General features: G+C 62.9%; 6 protein-coding genes and 1 pseudogene. 2 read left to right on the top strand and 5 right to left on the bottom strand.

Annotation, left to right across the window (positions count from 1 at the left end; genetic code table 11):
* On the bottom strand, positions 1–140 hold a 140-nt coding region (locus VGP39_RS00705), incomplete at its 3' end, for a GTP-binding protein (RefSeq protein WP_327566190.1).
* A 172-nt stretch (positions 141–312) separates the two neighbouring features.
* On the opposite strand from VGP39_RS00705, the gene VGP39_RS00700 reads away from it, so the two are divergent.
* Complete coding sequence (locus VGP39_RS00700) at positions 313–1,536, top strand: serine hydrolase domain-containing protein (protein WP_327566189.1); 1,224 nt, start codon at positions 313–315, stop codon at positions 1,534–1,536.
* Positions 1,537–2,531: 995 nt separating this feature from the next.
* Here VGP39_RS00700 and VGP39_RS00695 read toward each other — a convergent pair.
* A complete protein-coding gene (locus VGP39_RS00695) occupies positions 2,532–3,299 on the bottom strand; it encodes an SDR family oxidoreductase (RefSeq protein WP_327566188.1) in 768 nt (255 codons plus the stop codon).
* Positions 3,300–3,469: 170 nt separating this feature from the next.
* Positions 3,470–4,210: a histidine phosphatase family protein gene (locus tag VGP39_RS00690; protein WP_327566187.1), complete on the bottom strand. Its 741-nt coding sequence runs from the start codon at positions 4,208–4,210 to the stop codon at positions 3,470–3,472.
* 133 nt (positions 4,211–4,343) lie between these two features.
* Between VGP39_RS00690 and VGP39_RS00685 the strand changes: the two are divergent.
* Positions 4,344–5,130, top strand: a pseudogene (locus VGP39_RS00685) (SDR family NAD(P)-dependent oxidoreductase).
* A gap of 180 nt (positions 5,131–5,310) precedes the next feature.
* On the opposite strand, the gene VGP39_RS00680 reads toward VGP39_RS00685, so the two are convergent.
* Both VGP39_RS00680 and VGP39_RS00675 read right to left on the bottom strand, forming a co-directional pair.
* Entirely contained in the window at positions 5,311–6,222 is a 912-nt protein-coding gene (locus VGP39_RS00680; RefSeq protein WP_327566186.1) for a DMT family transporter, read from the bottom strand.
* Positions 6,223–6,406: 184 nt separating this feature from the next.
* Entirely contained in the window at positions 6,407–7,465 is a 1,059-nt protein-coding gene (locus VGP39_RS00675; protein WP_327566185.1) for a phosphotransferase family protein, read from the bottom strand.
* Positions 7,466–7,649: the final 184 nt, after the last annotated feature.

Raw genomic sequence — 7,649 nt, 5'->3', positions numbered from 1 at the left:
TAGGCCGTGTAGGTCGCCCCGCCGGTTTCCGCCAGGACCTTGGTAATCGCCGCCGTCAGCGACGTCTTGCCATGGTCGACGTGACCGATCGTCCCGATGTTGCAATGCGGCTTGGTACGTTCAAACTTTGCTTTGGCCATTCATCCACCTCTGTCGCCGGCGCTCTTTCGCGCGGCATCTGAAAACGCGGCTGGTTTACTCTCGAAAAACGCCTCTGTTCAAGCCAGAACTTCTGGGCCAATCTCGCGCTCACCATGCCGGCTGAGCACCTTATTTAGGCGTGGAGATAAAAAGAGCAATCGGGAGACGCCCATGAACGCGCAAGTCGCCACCAAGCAAGCCACCGATCCGCAAACCCCGCCGCTTCCCGAAGCCAGGCCTCAGTCGCTGGGGCTGTCGCCAACCCGGCTGGCGCGGATGTCGGACGCGTTCAAGCGCGAGATCGACAAGGGCACCATTCCCGGCGTCACCGTGATGGTGGCGCGGCGCGGCCAGATCGGATGGTTCGAGGCGCTGGGCCGGCAAAATCCGGCGGAGAGCGCGCCGATGACCCGCGACAGCATTTTTCGCATCTACTCGATGACCAAGCCGATCATCTCCATCGGCATCATGCAGCTGGTCGAGGACGGTTTTTTGCTGCTCAGCGAGCCGCTGACCAAATACATTCCGGAGTTTTCCGCGCAGAAGGTCGGCGTCGAGAACAACGGCAAGTTCGACCTCGTGCCGCTCCAACGGCCGATCACCATCCAGGACCTGCTGCGGCACACCTCCGGGCTTACCAACGACACCGCCGGCAACGGCCCGCTGCAGCAGATGTACCAGCAATCGAGGATTCGCGACCGCGGCATCAGCAACGCCGAACATGCCGCCATCGTCGCCGGCATGCCGCTGCTCTGCCAGCCCGGCGCGGAGTGGAACTACAGCCGCTCCACCGACATTCTGGGCCGCATCATCGAAATCGTCTCCGGCAAACGCTTAAGCGCGTATCTCACCGAGCGCATCCTGGCGCCGCTGCAGATGACGGAGACGGCGTTCCACACGGCTAAGGAGAACGCGCACCGCCTGGCCGAGCCGTTCGCGAACGATCCGTGGAGCGGTGAAGCGGTAAAACTCATCGACATGCTGGAAAAGCCGGTGATGGAATCCGGCGGTGGCGGCCTCGTCTCGACCACGATGGATTATGCGCGGTTCTGCCAGATGCTGCTGAGCGGCGGCTCGCTCGACGGCGACCGCATCATCGGCCGCAAGACGCTGAAGGCGATGGCATCGAACCATCTCGACCCGAGCGTGAGGATCAACGGCACCCTGCTGTCGCCCGGCCACGGTTTCGGACTCGGCTTTGCGGTGCGCACACATGACGGCATGGCGCCATTTGCGGGCTCGGCCGGGCAGTTCTTCTGGAGCGGCGTGGCGGGCACGTTCTTCTGGATCGACCCTGCGGAAGAGCTGTTCGCGGTGTTCATGAGCCAAGGACCTGGGCAGCGCGTATATCTCCGCGACCTGATGCGCGGTCTGGTCTACGCGGCGGTGGAGTAAAGGTCGCCCGCGCAACAAGCACAATGTCGTCCCCGCGGAAGGCGGGGACCCATAACCCCTGGCTTTTCAGTTGCGACGTGTCGTCCGCAACAATCCAACAGCGGCGACACGGAGTATGGATCCCCGCCTTCGCGCTAGGGCATGCACACATCGTTTTTGCTGACGAAAAGACCAGCACTGCCGTCATCCTGAGGTGCTCGCCGTCTTCGGCGAGCCTCGAAGGATGGCCACAAGTGCCCGCGGCCATCCTTCGAGACGCCGCGCAAGCGCGCGGCTCCTCTCGTGACAACGGCGCAGCCGTTGCGCGGGGATGACGGTTGAATGTGTGACGAGGAAAAGTCCTTGGCGTGGACCTGCGCCAATCGGGCCGGCCCTTGTAACGATGTGTGCATGCCCCAGGCGAACGCCGGGACGACGCAGAATGTAGTTCGACGCGTTGCGCAATTTCGATTCAAATTTCAAACAGCCAAGCCTCTATATTCTCGCGGCGCACTGCGTCCGAGGTTTGCCAGTCCCTCGCGAACCCAAGCGAGGGGTGGAGCGGCGGGAGGCGCCAGGGCACCAGCGGGCACCCTTTGAGGCGGGATTAACGTACCCACCTCGCGCGGCAAGGCACCGCGCGCGCCCAAGGCAGGCGCTGCGCCTCCCGGCGCTCCACCTGGCCACCGGCCTGTCTGCCGGACGCTGCAGACGCCGGCACGAGCTGGCCATATATAATCCTAGGCTAAGTTACCTGTCAACAGGAAAATCGTCACCTGCGGTGCTCGCTCACGGCACGGCGTCTGTGCTTGGCGCGGACGACCAATCGGCTCGGCCTATAACGATGTGTGCATGCCCTAGCGCGAAGGCGGGGACGAGACATGAGTGATAGCGGCAGCGCTATGCATCTCGGGACACCAGCTCTGGATTGCTTCGCTTCGCTCGCAATGACGTAAACATACACATCCCTCGGGATGACGTGGAGTTGGTTGCGCGAGGATGACGATGTGCTTGAGCTAGCTGATCGTCGCTCCGCCATCGATCACGATGCTCTGCCCGGTCATGAAATTCCCCGCCGCCGAGCCGAGGAACACCGCGGCTCCCGCGATCTCGTCGGGCGTGCCGATGCGCAGCAGCGGCGAGCGCGAGGTCGAGGCTTTGAGGTTTTCCGGATTGTCCCACAGCGCCTTGGCAAAATCGGTCTTGATCAGGCCGGGCGCGATGCAATTCACCCGGATGTTGTGCTTGCCGTATTCGCAGGCAAGATTGCGCGCGAGCTGCATGTCGGCGGCCTTCGAGATCGCATAGGCGCCGAGATTGGTCGAGCCCTTCAGGCCTCCGATCGACGAGACGATGATGATAGCGCCGTCCTTGCGCTCGATCATCTGCGGCACCACCAGGCTGGTCAGCCAGTTGTTGGCGACGATGTTGTTGTCGAGAATCTTGCGGAACTGGTCGTCGGAAATGCCGCCGAGCGGGCCGTAATAGGGATTCGAGGCGGCGTTGCAGACCAGCACGTCGATCTTGCCGAAGGCGCGGTTGCTTTCGCCCACGAGGTTTTGCAGGTTTTCCTTGCTGGAGATGTTGGCCGCGATGGCGACCGCGGCGCCCTTGCCGAACTTGTCATTGATTTCCTTGGTCACGGAATCGCAGACGTCCTGCTTGCGTGAGGAGACCACCACCTTGGCGCCGTGCTCGGCCATCCGCTCGGCGATGGCACGGCCGATGCCGCGCGACGAGCCGGTGATGACGGCGACTTTTCCTTTCATGTCGAACAAGGTCATGCGTTTCCCCCTTGAGTCTATTCGTTGAATTGAAGCTAAGCAGTGTTTGTGGATTTCGACAACCTGTCCCCGTCATTGCGAGGAGCCCTTGCGACGAAGCAATACAGACCTTCCTCGCGGCTTCTGGATGCTTCGCTTTGCTCGCAATGACGCGCGGGCTTCGCCCGCGCTCACGCCAGCTTGGTCGCCGGCACCACTTCCGGCCCCGCCGGCTGATGCATCGCGGCGTGCGAGGCATCCGCGATCCACGGCTGCTGGTTGACAAATGGTATGCGCCAGCCGCTGTGGCCGGAGCTTGTGAGATGATCCAGCCGCGTGATCGAGCAATTGTCGATGGTAAAGGCGAGGCCTTTTTCCGGCTGGTCGCCCAGCGCAATCCCGATCGCGGCCTTGATGGTGCCGCCATGCGCCACCGCGACGATATCCTTGCCGGCGTGCTCGGCGTTGATGCGTTCGATCGCGCGGGATACGCGGTTGTACAGATCCATGAAGCTTTCGCCGTTCGGCGATGGCTCGTCGATCGGCGCGAACCAGTAACCGCCGAGTTTGATGGGGTGACTGGCGAAGAATTCGGCGCGGTTGAGGCCCTGCCAGTCCCCGAGATGCTGCTCGTTGAAGTCGGCCTCATAAGGCATCGCGTGGGGTTTTGGAAAACCGGCGGCCCAGATCGCTTCCGCGGTCTGGTGGGTGCGCTGCAGCTTGCTTGCGACCCACACCGCATCGCGCGGCAATATCTTGCCGACCGCGTCGAACACGACGCTGTCGCTGCAATCGCAGGGCATGTCCTTCTGTCCGTAAATATTGCCGCCGTCGCCGCGCACCGGGGCGTGGCGTATCCACCACCAGCGGGTCGCGACCACACCTAAAGGAACGGCATGTTGCAGGACGAATGGCTTGTCGGGATTGGACATCTTAAAAACCCTTCAATACTGTTCATGCCGCTGTACGTGAGACTGAGCGATGCCTCAAGTCACTTCGGCGCTCTGCGACTTCAAATTCCGCATGGCGGCAAGCGCTGAAAAAACCGGCAACAGGGAGAAACATATGGGCCGCCTCGAAGGCAAAATCCGTCATCATCACCGGCGCCGGCAGCGGCATCGGCCGCGCCGCCTCGCTGCTGTTTGCAAAAGAAGGCGCAAAACTGGTCGCCGTCGATCGCAGCGACAGCGTGCAGCAAACCGCAAAGCTGGTCAGCGAATCCGGCGGCACCATCGCAGCGCTGCAGGCCGATGCCGGATCGGAAGCCGACGTCAAGGCCTTCATCGACAAGGCGGTGTCCAGCTACGGCAGGCTCGATGCGATCTGGGCCAATGCCGGCGTCAGCGGCGGGCTGGTGCCGTTAGCCGAGCAGACCGTGGAGCACTGGATGGAAATCCTGCGCATCAACCTGATCGGGCCGTTCCTCGCGACCAAGTATGCGACGCCGCACATGATCGCGCAGAAGTCCGGCTCGATCGTCTGCACCGCGTCGGTCGCGGGCCTGAAATCCGGCGCCAGCGGCCATCCCTACGGCGCCAGCAAGGCCGGCGTCATCAGCTTGGTGCAGACCACCGCCTATTCGCTGTCGGGCACCGGCGTGCGCATCAACGCGGTATGTCCCGGCCTGATCGAGACCGGCATGACCAAGCCGATCTTCGACAACGCCAAGCAGCGCGGCACCGATCACAAGATCGGCCAGCTCAACCCGCTCAAGCGCGCCGGCCAGCCGCATGAACTGGCGGCAATGGGCCTGTTCCTCGCCAGCGACGAGGCGTCCTATGTCAACGGCCAGGCAATCCCGGTCGACGGCGGGCTGACGGCCTCAATGCCCTATGCAGGCAAGCCGATCTAGCGTCTCGCAACGCCTTCCGCTGGCGTTCCCCGGACGCAGCGCAGCGCGCGAAGCGGCGCGCTGCAGAGCCGGGGCCCCGGTTGCTCGCGAGTCAACGTAAACCGGGGTCCCGGTTCTGCGAAGCAGCGTTCGCAAGAGCTACGCGCTGCATCGCCCGGGACACCCGGGACACAAGCCTCGTCACAGCCCGTCGGGCGGCAGCCCGGATGCGCCTGCCGCCACCGGCCGATCGCGCTTGCGCTCGCGGTAGAAGGCGTAAAGGCCGGACAGCACGATGATCGAAGCGCCGGTCACCATCAGGCCATCGGGCACGTCGCCGAACACCAGATAACCAAGCAGCATCGCCCATAGCAGGGCGGAATAGCGGAACGGCGCCACCGCCGAGATATCGCCGATGCGCAGCGCCATGATGACGCATTGATAACCGATCAGGAGAAGAACCGCCGCAAGCGCCAACAGAGCAAGCCCGCGGCCGGAGGGTGGCGTCCAGCCGCCGAGCGGAACGAGTATGGCGGCTCCGGTTGTCGTAACCGTAACGGTGGTCAGCAGGGTGATGAACAGCGATGGGATGTGCGCTTGTATTTGCTTGGTCGCAAGATCGCGCAACGCGCAGAAGACGACCGAGACCAGCGCCAATAGCGAAAACCGGTCAAAATCCTCGAGCCCCGGCCGAACGATAATGAGAACGCCGATAAAGCCGGCCGTGATGGCCAGCCAGCGGCGCCAGCCGACGGGCTCGCCGAACATCAGCGCTGCGCCAAGCGTGACCGCCAATGGCAGTGCCTGAAAGATCGCCGCGGTATTCGCAAGAGGCAGGTGCACGATCGCGGCAAGGAACGACACCGTTCCCCCGACTTCGCCGGCCACCCGCAGCGCGAGCGGCCTCATCATCAGTGTGCGCAGCGGACGCAGCGCGCGCTGACGCCAGGCAAGCGCTGCGATCAGCACAATTGCGAACAAGCCTCGCACCAGAATCATCTGGCCGAAGTTCATCTCAGCCGACACCGCCTTGGTGATCGTGTCATTCATCGTGAAGCTCGCCGTGGCAACGGCCATCAACAGGCTTCCGCGAATATTCGGGGAAAGGGCCAAGTGAGGTTCCTGCAGGCTGAGACGCGGCTCGTGTGTGCCCCGGACGCAGCGCAGCGCGTAGCATTTGCGGAGCGGTGCTGAGCCGGGGCCCCGGTTGCTTGCGACTTTAAGAAAGCGGGGTCCCGGTTCTGCGAAGCAGCGCTTTGCAAGAGCTACGCGCCGCATCGCGCCCGGGACATGGGAGCTACGTCGCCCCCGCCTTTTGCGCGTAGTCCCAGGAGGCCTGCGAGAGCGGCACGGTGCGCTTGGCGGACTCCATGGCCTTGGCGCTGGCTGCGGTGCCGTCGCGGATGCGGCCGGCGATGCCTTGTGTAATGCCGGCGAGGCGGAACAGGTTGTAGGAGAAATACCAGTTGAGGTCCGGCACGGTCTCGCCGGTGACGTCGCAGTAGATTTTCGCCGCCTCGTCCATGGTCGGAATGTTCAGCGCCGCAAGATCGGCGTTGGCAAGGCCGGGCATGGTCCACTGCATCAACAGGTAGGTGAAATCCGCCATCGGATCGCCCAGGGTCGACAGTTCCCAGTCCAGCACCGCCTGCACGCGCGGCTCGGTGGGGTGGAAGATCATGTTGTCGAGGCGGTAGTCGCCGTGCACGATCGAGACGCGCGTCTGTTCCGGCACCGTGCGCGGCAGCCACTCGATCAGTTTTTCGACTTCCGGGATGTGCTGGGTTTCGGAGGCGCGGTACTGTTTGGTCCAGCGATCGACCTGGCGCGCGAAATAATTGCCTGGCTTGCCGAAATCGCCGAGGCCGATTTTTTCCGGGTCATATCGATGCAGTCTTGCCAGCGTCTCGATCTTGCTGGTGAAGATCTTGCGCCGCGCATCCGGCACCTGGCTCGGCAGCGCTGGATCCCAGAACACCCGGCCCTCTTCCATCGACATGATGTAGAAGGCGGCGCCGATCACGGTATCATCGGTGCACAGCGCGTAGGCTTTGGCGACCGGAAAGCCCTGCTTGCCCAGCGCCGCGATGACCTTGAATTCGCGGTCGACCGCATGCGCCGACGGCAGCAGTTTTCCGAAGGGTTTTCGGCGCATCACATAGGAACGGCCCGGCGTATCGAGCCGGTAGGTTGGGTTGGACTGGCCGCCCTTGAACTGCAGGACCGTCAATGGACCCGCATATCCCTCGACATGTTCGCGCATCCAGCTATCGAGGCGCATCTCGTCGATGCGATGACGCTCCTCGACCGGCTTGGTGCCGGAAAATTCCTCGTCTTTCCTGACGCCCTCGGCCACGATGACGCTCCCTGTATTTTCTCAAGAGACGCCGGAAAACACCCAACCTCATCCTGAGAGTCTGATTCAAAATAAGTGACTCAAATCATTGGAGTTCGAGACACGGAAAGTCAGCCCACTTTCAGATGCGACTTGTTGAAACCCGTTGGAGCATCGCAATAACTGCAGATTTGCCTGAGGTCAG

Origin of the sequence: Bradyrhizobium sp. (assembly GCF_036009065.1) — a bacterium.
Taxonomy (GTDB): Bacteria; Pseudomonadota; Alphaproteobacteria; order Rhizobiales; family Xanthobacteraceae; genus Bradyrhizobium.
This window is presented reverse-complemented; position numbering and strand designations above follow the sequence as displayed.